The organism is Deltaproteobacteria bacterium (assembly GCA_020848905.1).
GTDB lineage: Bacteria > Myxococcota_A > Polyangia.
In genome coordinates this window covers 37,849-53,522 of record JADLHG010000074.1, presented here as the reverse complement: position 1 = coordinate 53,522, position 15,674 = coordinate 37,849, and the positions used below count along the sequence as shown (strand labels likewise).

13 protein-coding genes are annotated in these 15,674 nt (G+C 71.4%); 8 read left to right on the top strand and 5 right to left on the bottom strand.

The genetic code is table 11. The annotated features are described in order from the left end of the window. The 4 genes from IT371_30085 to IT371_30070 form a co-directional block, all read right to left on the bottom strand. Nucleotides 1–894 (bottom strand): hypothetical protein (locus IT371_30085; protein ID MCC6751942.1); only part of this gene is annotated, 894 nt, incomplete at its 3' end. Between the two features lie 193 nt (nt 895–1,087). Next, nucleotides 1,088–1,996 carry a hypothetical protein gene (locus IT371_30080; protein ID MCC6751941.1) on the bottom strand — a complete coding sequence of 303 codons (909 nt, stop codon included), beginning with the start codon at nt 1,994–1,996 and terminating at the stop codon, nt 1,088–1,090. 278 nt (nt 1,997–2,274) lie between these two features. Then, nucleotides 2,275–4,251 (bottom strand): hypothetical protein, encoded by a 1,977-nt coding sequence (locus IT371_30075; GenBank protein MCC6751940.1) that lies wholly within the window; start codon nt 4,249–4,251, stop codon nt 2,275–2,277. Nucleotides 4,252–4,355: 104 nt separating this feature from the next. After that, nucleotides 4,356–6,224 carry a hypothetical protein gene (locus IT371_30070; GenBank protein ID MCC6751939.1) on the bottom strand — a complete coding sequence of 623 codons (1,869 nt, stop codon included), beginning with the start codon at nt 6,222–6,224 and terminating at the stop codon, nt 4,356–4,358. Nucleotides 6,225–6,368: 144 nt separating this feature from the next. Between IT371_30070 and IT371_30065 the strand changes: the two genes are divergently transcribed. The 7 genes from IT371_30065 to IT371_30035 are packed head-to-tail and all read left to right on the top strand — an operon-like array spanning nt 6,369 to nt 12,560. Next, on the top strand, nt 6,369–6,857 hold the full coding sequence (locus IT371_30065) for an SUF system Fe-S cluster assembly regulator (GenBank protein MCC6751938.1): 489 nt from the start codon (nt 6,369–6,371) through the stop codon (nt 6,855–6,857). After that, on the top strand, nt 6,854–8,305 hold the full coding sequence (gene sufB / locus IT371_30060; protein ID MCC6751937.1) for a Fe-S cluster assembly protein SufB: 1,452 nt from the start codon (nt 6,854–6,856) through the stop codon (nt 8,303–8,305). Before IT371_30065 ends, sufB begins: the two co-directional genes overlap by 4 nt. A gap of 23 nt (nt 8,306–8,328) precedes the next feature. Beyond that, nucleotides 8,329–9,081 carry a Fe-S cluster assembly ATPase SufC gene (gene sufC / locus IT371_30055; protein ID MCC6751936.1) on the top strand — a complete coding sequence of 251 codons (753 nt, stop codon included), beginning with the start codon at nt 8,329–8,331 and terminating at the stop codon, nt 9,079–9,081. Nucleotides 9,082–9,090: 9 nt separating this feature from the next. After that, nucleotides 9,091–10,401 carry a Fe-S cluster assembly protein SufD gene (gene sufD / locus IT371_30050; GenBank protein MCC6751935.1) on the top strand — a complete coding sequence of 437 codons (1,311 nt, stop codon included), beginning with the start codon at nt 9,091–9,093 and terminating at the stop codon, nt 10,399–10,401. A gap of 7 nt (nt 10,402–10,408) precedes the next feature. After that, nucleotides 10,409–11,746, top strand: coding sequence for a cysteine desulfurase (locus IT371_30045; protein MCC6751934.1), 1,338 nt, complete (start codon nt 10,409–10,411; stop codon nt 11,744–11,746). Next, entirely contained in the window at nt 11,743–12,216 is a 474-nt protein-coding gene (locus tag IT371_30040) for an SUF system NifU family Fe-S cluster assembly protein (GenBank protein ID MCC6751933.1), read from the top strand. The genes IT371_30045 and IT371_30040 overlap by 4 nt, the downstream gene beginning before the upstream one ends. Nucleotides 12,217–12,227: 11 nt before the next feature. Continuing rightward, nucleotides 12,228–12,560, top strand: coding sequence for a DUF59 domain-containing protein (locus IT371_30035; protein ID MCC6751932.1), 333 nt, complete (start codon nt 12,228–12,230; stop codon nt 12,558–12,560). Nucleotides 12,561–12,597: 37 nt separating this feature from the next. Here IT371_30035 and IT371_30030 read toward each other — a convergent pair whose 3' ends face one another. Beyond that, on the bottom strand, nt 12,598–14,469 hold the full coding sequence (locus IT371_30030) for a hypothetical protein (GenBank protein ID MCC6751931.1): 1,872 nt from the start codon (nt 14,467–14,469) through the stop codon (nt 12,598–12,600). A 99-nt stretch (nt 14,470–14,568) separates the two neighbouring features. On the opposite strand from IT371_30030, the gene IT371_30025 reads away from it, so the two are divergent. Then, the gene (locus IT371_30025; protein MCC6751930.1) at nt 14,569–15,606 is read left to right on the top strand and encodes a hypothetical protein; all 1,038 of its coding nucleotides are present in this window, start codon (nt 14,569–14,571) and stop codon (nt 15,604–15,606) included. The last annotated feature ends 68 nt before the right edge of the window (nt 15,607–15,674 follow it).

The window sequence follows — 15,674 nt, the reverse complement described above, 5'->3', positions numbered from 1 at the left end:
GTCGGTCCCCGCGGGGAGGATGCAGTTCGCCTGCTCGCAGCACTTGGGCTCGAAGTAGACGTTGTAGCAGGCGCACGGCGTGTTCGGCCGCTTGCCGTCGGAGCGCTCCTGACAGTCGATGACGCGCCTGCCGTTCACGAGCTTGCTCTTCCACTTGCCGTCGGCGAGGCACTCCACCATCCCCCAGCCGCAGTACTGCTCGCCGTCGCACCACATCTTCTGCCCGGGGATGCACTCGGTGCCGGGGCTCGTCGGGGGAGGGGTCGTCGTTCCTGCGTCGGGGCGCGTGGGAAGCGGCCACTTGAAGCCTCCGTCGCGTCGCGGAGGGCTGGTGGGCGGCGGCGTGGGAGTCGAGCCCGTGCCGGCGTCGGGGCCCTGGCCCGGCGTGGCGGTTTCGATCTTCTTGCAGACGAGCTTTTTCAGCTCCTCCACGACGGAGCACCTCCAGCCGCCGGTGCCTCCGGGCTGGTTGGTGGGCGTCGGCACGTACGTCATCGTGCAGATCCACGCGCCGCTCTTACTGTCGAAGCTGCAGCTCCAGCCCCCGCCCGAGGGCGGAGGAGTGTTCGCCTCGCCGCTCTGCGCGCAGGTGTATTTCTGTTCGCTCCAGGTGCACCTCCAGGCCCCTCCGCCTGGCGGTGGCGTGGGGATCTCGGACTCGCACTTGCTCGGGTTCTTGCTGCAGTCCCAGAGCGACTGGCAGCTGCACACCAGCCCCGTGTCGGGGCTCCCAACGCAGGTGCGCTGCGCCTCGGGGCAGCACTTCTCGGGGTCCGTGCAGGCCGCGTAGGGGTCTTCCCCTCCCGCGTTGAGGGCCGGGTCGAGCGCGGGGTTCGACCCGGGGCAGGCGGTCAGACTCAGCAGCAGCAGCGTCGCGAAGCTTCCGTGTCTCATCGAGTCTCCGTTGCGCATCGGCGGGGCGAATGTGCAAGCGCCGGTCCACGCACGCCAGGCGCTCGGTTCGCTCAGAAGGCAGCGGATCCTCAGGCTGCAGAGCGGAAGGGGCGGGGCCGCGGGCCGCAGGTGGGCGAGCGGTCCCATGGGCAGCGCATCTCGGGGGGATGGATCGGGGCCAGGGAGACCGGGTTTAGCGCCGCGGTCGGGTGGGGCGCTTGCCGGCCTTCGCGCGGCTCTTCGGCTGCGGGTCGCGCTTCAGCTCGACCTGCGTCTCCGCGCCGTCGGGCAGGTAGATCTCCACGACGTCGCGGGCGCGGTCGTAGCGGATGCGCACGCCCTTCGGGGCGACCGGCGCGCGGGGGCGGGGCTGGCGGAGCGCGCGATCTTCCTCGGCGCTGGTCTCGAGGGCTTGCTGCGGAGATTCCGGGACGCGTTGCCCGACGTGGCTACCCAGCGCGGGTCCAGGTGCGATCGCACGGAGCGCGCGGCCACTCCGCGGCGTCGGGCTGCGCGTCTCGCCGTCGTCTGCGGCTGCGCTGGATTGGGGGACGAGCACGAGCGGCGTCGTGTTGGCCTGCGCCGTGGAACCCCGCAGCGCGAGGCCCAGCGCGACGGAGAAGATGGCCAGGCTCACCCCGGCGCCGACCCCCGCGGCCCAGCGGGTCCTCCGCGGAAGGCCCATCCACCGCGCGCGTAGCCCTCTCGCGCGGGCGTGGAGCTCGAGGCGTCGCAGGCGCTCGTGCGCTCGTTCGACGAGGCGTGCGATGCGGCGTGCCGCTCGCGTGCTCGCGCTGGTCGCCGGGATGGTCGCGCCCGTCGTGGTCGCGTTTCTCGGGTGCGCGGGCGGGAGCAGGCCCATCGGCAGGGGCGGTGGCGCGATCCCCGCGGGTAGCGCGGGCGCTACGGGTGGGACTCCATCCGCCCCCGGGATGGGGATCGTGCCCCCAGTCTGCGGGACCGAGTCCTCGCGCGGCGGAGGCGCCTTCAGCGACTGCCTCGCGAGGCGCGCGACCTCCGCCGTGGAGGTGCGGCCGGGGCCCGGGTGCTTCGCCTCGTAGCCCGGCGCGGTGACCGCGCCCACGTGGCGGCTCTGGACCACGTTTCTCGACGGTGGGAGCGTCCTCGGCGGAGAGCTTCGAGGCGGGGTCAGAAGCCGCGGCCCGACGCGTTCGCGCGGGGCCACCGCGCACCAGAAGGGGCTGACCGCGGCTGGCTGCTCGGGGGACGGGCTGTCTTTCCTGCTGGGCTGCATCGAGCCTCCCGGGTCGCGTCGGCGACGCGGGAGTGAAATGCAAGGTGGGGACCAGGACGATCTGTGCCGCAATGTAGGTGCCGCGGGGAGCGACGAGCGCCGGCGTTGCGCGTCGTCGCCGTGCGCTAGCGCGGCTTGGCGGGCGCTCGCCGCGGAGCGGGGGCCGGCCGCTCGGGCAGCGGGCAGAAATCCCCGTCGCCGACCTGTTCGACCTGCGCCTCCGCGGGTGCGCGGCGCGGGCGCGGCGGACCGCCGAAGAGCTCGCCCATGGCCTCTTCGAGCTGGCGCTCGGCGATCTCTCCCGGTCGCGGCGTGAGCCCGCGGGTTCGTCCGCGCACGAGCTTGACGAGGCGCTCCTCGGGGACCGCCTCGGGCCCGGGTCCGAGGAGCTCCTGCGCGCGCGCTTGCCCTACCTGCCAGCGCGGGAAGGTGGGGGCCCCGTGCTGCACCGACCAGGTCATCGCGTCCATCCCCGCCACGCGCCGCAGCGCGGTGCCGGGTCGAACCTGCGCCAGCACCTCCTTGGCCGCGCGCGCGGTGTTCAGGTGGAGCTCCACCAGGCGACGCCGGTCCGGCGTGTAGCCGCCGCCGAGCTCCCAGGCCACGGGGATGCCCCGACTCCGCGCGAGCGCGAAGAGGAAGGTGTCTCTCAGGAAGAGCGTGCGCCGCCCGGCCTGCAGGTTCGCGGCGCGGTTCACGGGGTCCGAGTGATAGGGGTCCGCCCCCGCGTTATAGAGGATCACCTCGGGCTGGAAGCGATCGACGAGCTCCTCGAGGCCGCTCGCGAAGGTGGCCAGGTACTCCTCGGGGGAGGCCCCGCGCGGCACCGGTCGCGCCACGTTCGTGGTCGTCTCGCGCACGCTCCCCGTGGGCACGCCGTAGACGGCATAGTACGCGAGGCTCGGGTCACCGAGGGTGAGCTGGCTCGTGCCGCTGCCGAAGTGGAGGTCCCCGTCCACGATCAACACGCGTCGCGCGCGACCTTCGGCTTGCAGCTTCTTCGCCGCCACCACCGGTCCGTTGAAGGTGCCGAAGCCGTCGCCCATGTGCAGGCTCGCGTGGTGGCTCCCCGAGGCCAGGTGCCCGACGATGGTTCCGCGATCGAGGGCCAGGCGTGCCGCCTCGTAGCTTCCCGCGGCGGAGGCCAGCGCGTGCCGCGCGACCTCGGGGGCCCAGCCGCCGAAGAAGCCCTGGGTCATGGCCAGGCGCCCCTCGCCCGTGAGCACCGCTTGCACGTAGCGCGCGCTGTGAGCGCGCAAGAGATCCTCGACGGAGAGTCGACCGGGCCGCAGGATCTGCGCCGCGGCCGCGAGGCCCTCGGCGAGGAGCGCGTCGTGCACCTCGCGCGGCTTGGTGTGCGCCGTCGTGCGCAGGGCGCCTCCCTGGCGGGCGAAGACCACGTCCGGGTGGTAGACGAAGAGCGGCTGCGCGTTGGCGGCGGCCCGGCGCGGCGGCGCACCCTCGATGCGCGGGTCGTCGGCGGCCAGGGGTCCTCGCACTCGCGCGGGCTGCGGCTCGGGCCCGGAGCCTCGACGGCTCTCCTCGAGGGCCTGCCAGAGCGTGGCCTCGCCGGGGCGGAGGTACTGCAGGCTCTGCGGCGGGACGAAGCCGGGGGCGCGCTCTCGGAGCTCCTCGAGCGGAACCGGGCGCGCGAGCCGCCGAGGGTCGGTGACCTCGATGGCGTACCCGCGCTCCACGTCGCGGAAGTATCCTTCGACGCCGTCGGCCGCCGCGCCAAGGGTGAGCCACAGCTCGAGGGGCGAGCCCTCGTAGATCTTGCCGGTCACGAAGCTCCCGACGAGCGCGCGCTTCGCCACCCGCCGCGGCTGCTGCTTGCCGTCGTCGGTCGAGGCGTAGATCAGCACCTGGGTGCCTTCGTGCCAGCCGGGGCGGTTCTTGCGCAGCTCGAAGCGCTTCGTGCCGGTCACGAACATGCGCTCGGCCCAGACCGGCTTGAGCGACATGAGGACCGCTTGCTCGGCCGCGGGCTGGCGATCCCCCTGTCGGGCCTGCACCGGCGCCGCGGCGACGAGTCCGGCGATCCCGGCGAGCGGCATCAGCCGGGCGAGACGCAGCACGATGCGGGGGTGCGACAACGACATCCCCTGGCACCAAAGCAGGCCCCGTGCCGCCGGCTCGAGCGTGCGATCTCGGCACTTTGGCCTCCTAAGGGGGCCTTCCGGGGCTCCGGGGCTGAGAGGCCTGGCTACTGAGCCTGCGCCGGGGCGGGGGCAGGGGCAGCCGCAGCGGCGAGACGTTCGACCCGGTAGGCCTCGAGGTGGCTCGGCCCGCTGTCCGAATCGCAGGACCCCACGTACACCACGTCGTCTCGCACGAGCGGCAGCGAGAAGCGCACCCCCGGGCCGGCGAGCGGCACGTCCGCGAGGATCGCGCCGTCGGCGGCGCGCACCGCGAGGAGGCGACCCTTCTGCCCCGGCTCGCCGGTCTCGACGAGGAACCCGACCTCCTCGTGCGACGGCCCGACCCGCGCCAGCCGAAGCCGCGAGGGGTGTCGCCGGAAGCGTTGTCGCGCGGCCTCCGTGTGGAACGGGGGCGCCTCCCACCTTCGCTCGAGCCGCGGTCGACCGTCGTGCTCCACCACGGCGAAGGCCACCACGCCCGCGGGGTGCGTCGCGTCCGGCATGAAGGTCGGCACGAGGAGGAGCGGCTCCGCGAGCGACGCCGCGACCGCCGGCTGCGTGACGATCATTCCGGCCCAGCCCCAGAGGCACTTGTCTCCGGGCGCGCCGCAGATCTCCACCGCCTGCGCGCGGTCGTGGAGGGTCCCGAGCTGCGCCTCGTCCACGAGGTAGACGTGCCCGTCCTTCGTCGGGTACGCGAGCACCGCACGCCCCGACGGAAGGAGGACCCTCGCCGGCGTGCTGCCCCCGACGTAGTCCATGCGCTCCCAGCACTGAAAGAGGGTCAGCCCGTCGCACAGCCCATTCGCCGGCCGCGGAGGCGCTTGCCCGGGGAGCAGCCGCGGCACGAAGAGGTCCCGGCACGACGCGACGCAGGCCGGGCTCGGCTCGTCGGGGTCGAAGCGTGCGCACGCCTCGGCGTGGCAAGCGGGGTCGAAGTCGAGGCCCGGTCGCACCCGCATCAGCGTGTTCGCGTAGTCGCGGCGCGACAGGTCGAGCTGACCGTTGCCGGGCGAGAGGATGAGCGCGTAGCCCTCTTTTGCGTCGGGCACGAGGAGCGGTCCCGACGGGGACCAGAGCCCGCCGCCGCAGATGCGGGTGCGCGAGCCCGACGAGCCGGGGGGCCCGCACTCCCTCTCGGGTGTGGTGACGAGCACCGAGGAGATCGCGGCCCCGGCGCCGCGCGCGCGCCACGCCCCGAGCGAGAGCTCGAAGACCCAGCCGTGCCAGGGCTGGAGGTCCTGCGCGTTACCGTAGGTCACGTACACGCGCCCGTCGGGATCGCCGCGCGGCGTCGCGTGCACGAGCGCCCCACGAGCGAGGGAATTCGAGGCCAGAAAAGGCACGCGAGGTGGGCGGCCGTGGCCGAGGACTTCGGCCCGGAGCTCGAGGGGCGGGTACGCCGGGTTCATCCGTCGACCGGCGAGGTCCACCACGGCGGCGAGCTGCCGTCGTCGCGGATCCGAGGGGTGGTGAGAATGCGCGCCGGGGGACTCGCCCGCCGGCGGGTCCACCGTGTGATAGGCCACGACGAGCTGATCCCCCACAAACACCGGCGTGGCCATGGCGAAGGGGTCCTCGTCCTTCCCGGCGGGGAGCTGCACGCGGAAGCGGGCCCGGCCCGTCTCGGGGTCGAGCCCCGCGATGGTGCCACCGCTCTCCGCGGCCACGACTACCGCGGCGGGGCCCGTGCCGTGCAGCAGGGGCGAGGCCCAGAGGCAGCCGGGGAAGCGCTCCCCGGGCGCGGACGCGGTCGGAAAGAGGCGCCGCAGCCGGAGGGCGCCCGGGGGAAGCTCGAGCCGCTCGAACGGGCCTTTCGCGTGAAATATCCGGTTACTCGGCAGGCCGCCGCCGTCCTGGGCCCCGGCGTCAGCGTCCCCGCCGGACGGCTGCGAACAGCCCGCACCAGCCCAGGTTGCAATAGAGACCAACATCAGTACTATTTGTGTGGGCCGGATATAGACCATTTTTGGTACTGGACTTGACGGGTCCCATTTAGTAAAGAGCGCGGTCGTCGGAGCCTGGTGCGTTCGACGACGGCCGAGGACGCCCGGAGAGGATCCCACGGAGACGACCTCATGATGCGCATGACCAAGCAGGCCGACTACGGAATCGTCCTCATGACGCTCTTTGCGAAGGGGCTGCCCGAGGACCCCGTGCTCTCCGCGCGCGATTTGGCGCAGGAGGCCTCCCTGCCGCTGCCCACGGTCACGAAGATCCTGAAGGCCCTGGCCCGGGACGGGCTGCTCACCTCGCACCGCGGGGTGAACGGCGGCTATCGGCTGGCCCGGACGCCCGCGCAGGTGACCGTCGGACAGATCATCACCGCGCTCGAGGGGCCGATCGCCATCACGCAGTGCGCGGTGAACGCCACGGGCTGCGGACGCGAGCCCTTTTGCCCCACGCGCGGGAACTGGCGCCGCATCGACGAGGCCGTCCGGGACGCGCTCGATCACATCACTCTCGAGGAGATGGCCCATCCGCTCCCGCGCCGTGCCGAGCCCCACCGGGCCTCCGCGTCGCTCGCGGCCGGCCCGGCGAGCGCGCGAGGAGAGGAAGCCCTATGAGTTCCGATAGCACCCTCATTCAAGACCTGGCGCAGCAGCGATACAAGTACGGATTCGTCACGGACATCGACGCGGATGCCGTTCCGCCCGGCCTCTCCGAGGAGATCATCCGTGTCATCTCGGCCAAGAAGGACGAACCCGAGTTCATGCTCGAGTGGCGCCTCAAGGCCTACCGCTACTGGCTCACCCTGCGCGACGGCCCGCCGAAGTGGGCCAACGTGCACTACCCGCCGATCGATTTCCAGGCCATCGTCTACTACTCGGCGCCGAAGGCCCAGGCCACCAAGGGGAGCCTCGACGAGGTGGACCCGAAGCTCCTCGCCACCTACGATAAGCTCGGCATCCCGCTCCACGAGCAGAAGATCCTGGCCGGCGTGGCGGTGGACGCGGTCTTCGACAGCGTCTCGGTGGCCACCACCTTCAAGGGGAAGCTGGCCGAGCTCGGCATCGTCTTCTGCTCCTTCTCCGAGGCGGTGCGCGAGCACCCGGAGCTGGTGCAGCGGTACCTCGGCAGCGTGGTCCCGCACACCGACAACTTCTACGCCGCGCTCAACTCGGCGGTCTTCACCGACGGCTCCTTCGTCTACGTGCCCAAAGGGGTGCGGTGCCCGATGGAGCTCTCCACCTACTTCCGCATCAACGCCGCGAAGACCGGACAGTTCGAACGCACGCTGATCGTCGCCGACGAGGGGGCGAGCGTGAGCTACCTCGAGGGGTGCACGGCCCCGATGCGCGACGAGAACCAGCTCCACGCGGCGGTGGTGGAGCTCGTGGCGCTCGACCACGCCACGATCAAGTACTCCACCGTGCAGAACTGGTACCCGGGCGACGAGGAGGGGCGCGGAGGCATCTACAACTTCGTCACCAAGCGCGGGGCGTGCCGCGGCGAGCGGTCCAAGATCTCCTGGACCCAGGTGGAGACCGGGTCGGCCATCACCTGGAAGTACCCGAGCGTGATCCTCCAGGGGGACCACTCCGTCGGCGAGTTCTACTCGGTGGCTCTGACGAACCACCTGCAGCAGGCCGACACGGGCACCAAGATGATCCACCTCGGCAAGCACACCCGCAGCACCATCGTCTCGAAGGGGATCTCCGCCGGGCGAGGGCAGCAGAGCTATCGCGGCCTGGTGCGGATCAACAAGGGCGCCGTGGGCGCGCACAACTACTCGCAGTGCGACTCGCTCCTCCTCGGGGACAAGTGCGGCGCGCACACCTTCCCCTATCTCGAGGTGAAGAACCCGACGGCCAAGGTGGAGCACGAGGCCACGACCTCGCGCATCGGGGAGGACCAGCTCTTCTACCTCGGGCAGCGCGGGATCTCGAAGGAGGACGCGGTCTCGATGATCGTGAACGGGTTCTGCAAGGAAGTGTTCCGCGAGCTGCCGATGGAGTTCGCGGTGGAAGCTCAGAGACTCCTCGGGGTGAGCCTCGAAGGGAGCGTCGGCTAGCGCCGGCACGACGGAGACAGAAGATGCTCGAGATTCGCAATCTGCAGGCCAGCGTCGAGGGGAAGCCGATCCTCAAGGGGATCGACCTGACCGTCCGTCCGGGCGAGGTCCACGCCATCATGGGGCCGAACGGCTCGGGGAAGAGCACGCTCGCGCAGGTGCTCGCGGGGCGGGACACCTTCCAGGTCACCGGCGGCAGCGTGAGTTACCTCGGCCAGGACCTGCTCGCCATGCCCGTCGAGGAGCGCGCGCGTGCCGGCATCTTCCTCGCCTTCCAGTACCCCGTGGAGCTGCCGGGGGTGGGCAACTCCTACTTCCTCAAGACGGCGCTCAACGCCGTGCGCAAGCACCGCGGCCTCCCGGAGCTCGACGCGATGGACTTCCTCGCGCTGGTCCGCGAGCGCATGAAGCTGGTGGAGCTCGACGACGCACTGCTCAAGCGCGCGGTAAACGAGGGGTTCTCCGGCGGGGAAAAGAAGCGCAACGAGATCTTCCAGATGGCCGTTCTAGAGCCAGCGCTCGCAATCCTCGACGAAACCGACTCGGGCCTCGACATCGACGCGCTGCAGGTCGTGGCGCGCGGCGTGAACGCGCTGCGCAGCCCCGAGCGGGCCATGCTGGTGATCACGCACTACCAGCGGCTGCTCGACTACATCGTGCCGGACGTGGTGCACGTGCTCGCCGGCGGACGCATCGTGCGCACGGGGGGCAAGGAGCTCGCGCTCGAGCTGGAGGCCCGCGGCTACGGCTGGGTCGAGAAGGCTGCAGAGGCGTAGGCGGCAGAGATGGAAGCCAGAGCGTACGTCGAGCAGGCCTTCGGTGAGCTGAAGCGGAGCGTGGCCGGGGTCGAGCCCCCCTGGGTGGGAGAGCAGCGCGAACGGGCCATGGCGCGCTTCGGCGAGCTGGGCTTTCCCACCGTCAAGGACGAAGAGTGGAAGTACACGAGCGTCGCGCCGATCACCCGGCACAGGTACGTCGCGCGGGACGAGCAGGCGGCCTCCGCGGTGACGGCCGAGCAGCTCGCGCCGTGGGTGCTGCCGGCCTGCCCGGTGCTCGTGCTCGTCGGGGGTGTGCCGGCCTGGTCGCTCTCGCGCCTCTCGGACCTCCCCGCGGGGGTCGAGGTGCGGAGCCTGGGGCAGGCCCTCCTGGGCAAAGAACCCCACCCCACGACGGAGGAGCTCGGACGGCACGCCAGCTTCGCGCAGCAGGCCTTCGTGGCGCTGAACACGGCGCTGATGCAGGACGGCGCGCTGGTGTACGTGGCTCCGGGAGTCGTTCTAGAACGGCCCATCCAAATCCTTCACGTGGCCACGGGGGAGGCTGCCCCGACCGCCTCGCACCCGCGGCAGCTCGTGGTCGTGGAGCGCGGCGCCCAGGTGAAGCTCGTGGAGAGCTACCTCTCTTTCGGGGCGGCGCCGAGCTGGACCAACGTCGTCTCCGAGGTAGTGGTGCGCGAGGGGGCCTCGGTCGAGCATCACAAGGTCCTCTGCGAGGGAGCTACGGCCCTGCACGTCGCCACGCTGCAGGTGAGTCTGGCCCGGGCGGCACGCTTTGTCTCGCACAGCTTCTCCTTCGGGGGCGGACTCGTGCGGAACGACCTCCAGGTGCGGCTCGACGGGGCGGGGGCGGAGTGCAGCCTGAACGGGCTCTACCTGGCGGGGGGCGAGCAGCACGTGGACAACCACACGCGCATCGACCACGGCCAGCCGTCGTGTACGAGTCACGAGCTCTACAAGGGGATCCTCGGCGGAGGGGCGAAGGGGGTCTTCAACGGCAAGATCTACGTCTGGCCCGGAGCGCAGAAGACCGACGCCAAGCAGCGCAACATGAACCTGCTGCTCTCGGAGGAGGCCCAGATCTACACCAAGCCGCAGCTGGAGATCTTCGCGGACGACGTGCGCTGCACGCACGGAGCCACCGTCGGACATCTGGATGAGGAGCAGCTCTTTTATCTGCGCGCGCGCGCGGTGGGCGAGGCCGAGGCGCGACGCATGCTGGTCGCGGCCTTCGCGCAGGAGCTGGTCGACGCCGTGCGCCTGCCGGCCCTGCGGAGCCAGCTCGAGGGCTGTCTGCACGCCGGCCTGCTGGAGAGCTGAGGTAGTGATGGCCACCCCCTGGACCCCGCATCTCTCCCCCGACTGCGACGAGTGCGAGCGCCGGCCGAGCGTCCCGGGCGAGCCCTGCCCGCCGCACGCGCCCCACGAGCTGGTGCGGCCGCTATCGGCCGGAGAGGTCGAGCTGCTGCGAGGCGACTTCCCGGCGCTGCACCAGGAGGTTCACGGTCGACCGCTGGTCTATCTGGACAGCGCGGCCTCGGCGCAGACGCCGCAGGCGGTGATCGACGCGATGGTGCGCGTCTACGCGCGCGACTACTCGAACGTGCATCGGGGGGTGCACGCGCTGAGCGAGCGCGCCACGGCGGCCTTCGAGGCGGCCCGGGCGAAGGTGCAGCGCTTCCTCGGGGCGCGGTACGCGCGGGAGATCGTGTTTACGCGCGGGGCGACGGAGGCGATCAACCTCGTGGCCTCGAGCTACGGCCGGCAGCACCTGCGCCCCGGTGACGAGGTGGTGATCTCCGAGATGGAGCACCACTCGAACATCGTGCCGTGGCAGATGGCGTGCGAGGCGCACGGGGCGGTCCTCAAGGTCTGTCCCTTCGACGACGCGGGGGAGCTCCGCTTCGACGAGCTCGAGCGGCTCGTCGGACCGCGTACGAAGGTCCTTTCGCTCGTGCACGTCTCGAACGCCCTCGGCACGGTGAACCCCGTGCGGCGCGCCGTCGAGCTGGCGCACGCGGTGGGGGCGGTGGTGCTGCTCGACGGAGCGCAGGCGGCCCCGCACCTCGAGGTGGACGTGCAGGCGCTCGGCTGCGACTTCTACGCCGTCTCGGGGCACAAGCTCTTCGGGCCGACCGGGGTGGGGGTGCTCTACGGGCGGGCCGAGCTCCTCGAGGCCATGCCCCCGTACCAGGGGGGCGGAGACATGATCAAATCGGTGACCTTCGCCAAGACGACCTACGCCGACCTGCCGGCCAAGTTCGAGGCGGGGACGCCGCACATCGCCGGCGTGATCGGCCTCGGCGCGGCGGTGGACTACCTGGAGCGCGTGGGGGTGGAACGGGCGGCGGCCTACGAGCACGAGCTGCTCGGCTACGCGGAGGCGGCGCTGGGCGAGGTGCCGGGTCTCCGCTTCATCGGCCGCGCGCGCGAGAAGGCGGGGGTCGTCTCCTTCGCGCTCGAGGGGATACACCCGCACGACATCGGGACCATCCTGGACCGCGAAGGGGTGGCGATCAGGACCGGCCACCACTGCGCGCAGCCGGTGATGCAGCACTACGGCGTGCCCGCCACGGCGCGGGCCTCGCTGGCCTTCTACAACACGCGGGGGGAGATCGACGCGCTCGTGCGAGCGCTCCACAAGGTACGGGAGGTGTTCGCGTGAGCTCCGACCTGAGGGACCTCTACCAGGAGATGATTCTCGACCACAACAAGCGGCCGAGGAACTACCGCGCGCTCGAGTGCGCCACCTGCCACGCCGACGGCTACAACCCCCTGTGCGGCGATCAGGTCACGATCTATCTCGACCTCGAAGGCGGCGTGGTGAAGGACATCGGGTTCGTGGGGTCGGGCTGCGCCATCTCGAAGGCCTCGGCGTCGATGATGACCGAGAGTCTGAAGGGCAAGACGCTGGCCGAGGTGGAGGACCTCTTCGAACGCTTCCACCAGCTCGTGACCGGCGAGCCGTGCAAGAGCTGCGAGCGCGCCGAGGCGCAGCCCCACGTGGACCTGGGCAAGCTGGAGGCGTTCAGCGGCGTGAGCGAGTACCCGGCGCGGGTCAAGTGCGCGACCCTGCCGTGGCACACCCTCCAGGCGGCGCTGCGCCACGAGGGCGCGCCCGTGACCACCGAGTGACGCGCGAGGAGATGGCCGTGGAGATAGGACCCACCAGCAAAGAGGGGATCCGGGCGCAGGTCGTCGAGGTGCTCAAGGCCTGCTTCGACCCCGAGATCCCGGTGAACATCTACGACCTGGGGCTGATCTACGAGGTGGCCGTCGAGGAGGCGGGCAAGGTGCGGGTCGTCATGACGCTCACCTCGCCGGCCTGCCCGGTGGCGGGGAGCCTGCCGGGCGAGGTGGAGGAGCGGGTGAAGGGGATCGCGGGCGTCGCGACGGTGGTGGTGGACGTGGTCTGGGACCCGCCCTGGTCGCCGGACCTGATGACCGAGGCCGCCAAGCTCGAGCTGAACATGCTGTAGACGCGGTCGCCCTGGCCGCGATCCTTCCCGTCAGGGCTCAGGGGACCAGCAGGTCCATGGCTGTCGCGAAGACCCCTCCCGCCGCGTTGGCGTCCAGAAACCACCGATAGCCGTCGCTCGTCGGATCGAGCTGGTTGAAGCTCGCGAGCCGCGCGGGCGGGGCCTTGACCCACTCGCTCGGCAGGTCGCGGTAGAAGAGGCTGCGCTTGGAGAACAGGTCCTGCAGGGCGAGCGCCGGTGGCGCCTTGAGCGCCTCCGCGTAGGCCAGGACGAGGGGGTTGTTGCAGAAGGAGTTGGTCGCGCCGCTCCAGTCGGCAGGGGCGTTCACGAAGTGGAAGGTGTTCGGGTCGACGAAGGTCGCGAGCTTCTGATAGAGGGGCGCGACGTTGTGGCTGAGCTCGGCCGGGATGGTGGCTCTGCCGGCGGCGCGGAAGGTGAAATAGGGCTTGGCCAGAAGGTGGATGGTCGACGCGGCGTAGATCGGGCTCGTCTTGTTGTGGTTCTCGAGGAGGAAGGTGTCGTAGACGGTCTGGGTCTTCAGGCCGCAGTACGCGGCGTCGGTGCTGCGGGTGATGCTGTGATAGGCGAAGCAGCGCAGCTTGGCCTCGAGCGCGGCCGCGTTCGGGACGCCCGGGAAATAGACCAGCACTGCGGCCAGGAAGTCGGCGTGCCAGGCGTTCTCCTCGGCCTTGGAGTCGCCGACGTGGCCGGATTCGGGAAGTCGCGCCAGGTAGAGCTGCGCGTTGTCGAACATGAGCTGCTGGACCTTGGCCCGCGTCGCCGCGTCGAGCTCCGCCCAGAGGAGGTGCGCCGCGCGCGCAACCGACGAGAGGGCCACGCCGCGCGCCCAGTCGTTGATCTTGCCCCACTGCCCGTGCGCGAGTCCGTCGAGAAAGAGCTGCTTGCCGCGGGCCCGGGCCGTCGCGTCCGAGGCCCGCTGACCGTAGATGGCGAAGGCGCCGGCGGTGTCGAAGAGCGAGCGCAGGTCGTTGCTGTGGAGCGCCGTGCCGAGGGTCGGATAGAGCGGGCTGAAGTCGGTCTTGCCGTAGGTGTCGTAGAAGGCGCCGAGCTCGCTGCAGAGGCGCGCGGGCCAGGGGCGTCGGTCGATCGGGTGGACCGCGAGCTGGTCGTAGATCGCCTGGCCCGTGAGGTTCCAGGTGGCCACGAAGGAGACCTTGCTCGCCGAGGTGAGGCTCGGGTTGACCTCGCGAAAGAGGACGTTGTCCACCTTCCCGTAGCTCCCCTGGCCGGTGACGATGAGCTCGAAGAGGTGCCACCCGGCCGAGCGCGGGACCTTCGTGTCCTTGGTTCCGGCGAAGGTGTTGAAACGGATCGCGTAGCTCGACGGATAGAGCGACGTCACCACCCCGAGGCCCAGCCCCCCCGTGCCGGCTGCGTTCGACACCTCGATCATCGACCCGAGCGTGGGGTCCATATCGTCGTAGAAGTAGACCCGGACGAGGAGGTCGGTGCTGCCGGGGAGGCTGCGCGAGATCATCACGTGCTGGGCGTTCGAGCCGTCCCCGAAGACGAGCGCGAGGCACCGATTGCTCCGGTAGCCGCAGCCGGCGCGGAGGACGGGTTCGTTGACCGGAGGCGCGTGCGGGGCCACCGTCCAGGCGGCGAGCGTGCCCTCGAAGTCCTCGGAGAGGAGCGGCGCGGGGGGCGTGGAGCAGGGAGAGGTGGGGCGCGGGCCGTCGGGGGGAAGCCTGCCGTCGAACGCGAGCCGATGATCGGTCGTACCGTCGCGCAGCGGTGCAGCGCCGTCGGATGCACCGTCCGGGCGGCCCGCGTCGTGAAGGGCGTCGATCGCGCCGCCGTCGCTCGGCGCCGGGACGGAGCTCGTGCACCCCTGCGCCACGAGGGAGCAGAGCGCGAGGAGGAGAACGCGCGGCGGCAGGGAACGCATCGAGGATCATTGTAGCGCGACCCGAGAACCGGGCGGCGCGCGATGAGGCTGGTGCTCCAGGCCCGCCAGGCGCGGGGACGTTGTGGTAGCGTTCGGCCCATGAAAGGCACGGCGCGCGTGATGATGGTGGCGTTCTGGCTCGGGGCGTGCGGCTGCGGCGCGCGGACCGGGCTCGTGGCGTTCGACGGCGGGAGGGACGCCGCGCCGCGAGAGTCGGGGGCAGCGGTGGACGCCGAGGCGCGGGCCGACGCGCGGGGGGACGCGGCCTCGCCGGACAGTGGCTCCGCGGTGCTCCCTGGCTTCCCCGCGTCGGTGGCGCGAGCCTGTGCGCTCGCCGTGAGCTGCTCTCCGAACTCCGTGACCTGGATGCCGCGCACCCCCTCGGCCTGCGTGGCGGCGTTCGCTCGTCGGAACTGGTACGCCTCGGGGCTGCGCTCGGACGCCGATCCGCTGCTGGCCGATCGCCTCCTCTCGTGCGCGGCGCGGGCCACGGACTGCAAGGCCCTGAGCGCCTGCTTTGGAGGTACCCTGTTCGCGCTCTCGCGAATCGTCGAGGGCGGGGCGTGCAAGGGATCGTCGGTCGTGACGAGCGCTGGCTCGCTCGACTGCGCCAGCTTCGGAAGCGACTGCGTGCCGCTCGCGACGGGGATGCAGCGGGCAGCCTGCGCGAAGACGTCGTGCGAGGCGATGCTCTTCACCCAGTGCAGGGGGAGCCAGGGGATGCACTGCAGCGCCGGAGCGGCGTTCGACTTCGACTGCGCCCCGAGCGGGCTCGCCTGCGTGAGCACTCCTTCGGCGCAGCTCTGCCGCGGGACCGGCGCGGCGTGCAGCGAGACGGAGCGGCCTCGGTGCACCGGGGGCCTGGCGGAGTATTGCGTGGGGGGCAGGCTGGCCACAGTCGACTGCGGGCAGAACCTCCTGGCGGGCGCGTGTGATCCGACGGCGCTCGGGACCCTGCCCTGTCGCGCGACGGGCAACGCGTGCAACGCCTCGTTCGCGGGGGAGTGTGCGAAGGATGGCCTGGTGGTCTGCGTGGACGGCCGCAAGCATACCGTGGACTGCCGCACGGCCGGTTTCGAGACCTGCCTCGGGCCAGGTCCCGGCGGGACGCCGGCCCGCTGCGGGCACTACCTTTGACGCGCCCGGGCGCGAGGCCCCTTCGGCCCTGAGCGGTCGCCGGCGACGGAGTGGCGCCGGTGGCCAGG